This window comes from Hoyosella levis (assembly GCF_026008515.1).
GTDB classification, from domain to species: domain Bacteria; phylum Actinomycetota; class Actinomycetes; order Mycobacteriales; family Mycobacteriaceae; genus Lolliginicoccus; species Lolliginicoccus levis.
In genome coordinates, this window is the sequence record NZ_BQYM01000031.1 from 1 (window position 1) to 386 (window position 386).

1 protein-coding gene is annotated in these 386 nt (G+C 66.1%); it reads right to left on the reverse strand.

The features are described 5' to 3' along the window. Window positions 1-386: ABC transporter ATP-binding protein (locus tag QC765_RS16445; RefSeq protein WP_278315515.1), on the reverse strand; the 386-nt coding region annotated here is incomplete at both ends.

Below are 386 nucleotides of genomic sequence, written 5' to 3' on the forward strand. Positions count from 1 at the left end.
TTGAGCACCAGCGACCGCGCGAGGCCCGCGCGCTTGCGCATCCCGCCCGAGATCTCGCCCGGCAGCTTGTTCTCCGCCCCCATCAGGCCCACGAGCTCCATGTTGTCCATCACGATCTTGCGGATCTCGGACTCGGACTTCTTGGTGTGCTCGCGCAGCGGGAACGCCACGTTGTCATACAGGTCCATCGACCCGAACAGCGCGCCATCCTGGAACAGCACCCCGAACAGCTTGCGGATCTCGTAGAGCTCGCGCTGCGTGCACTGCAGGATGTCGGTGCCATCGATCACGATCGTTCCCCGCTCCGGGCGGAGCAGGCCGATCAGCGACTTCAGGAACACCGACTTGCCCGTGCCCGACGGGCCGAGCAACGCCGACACCTCCCC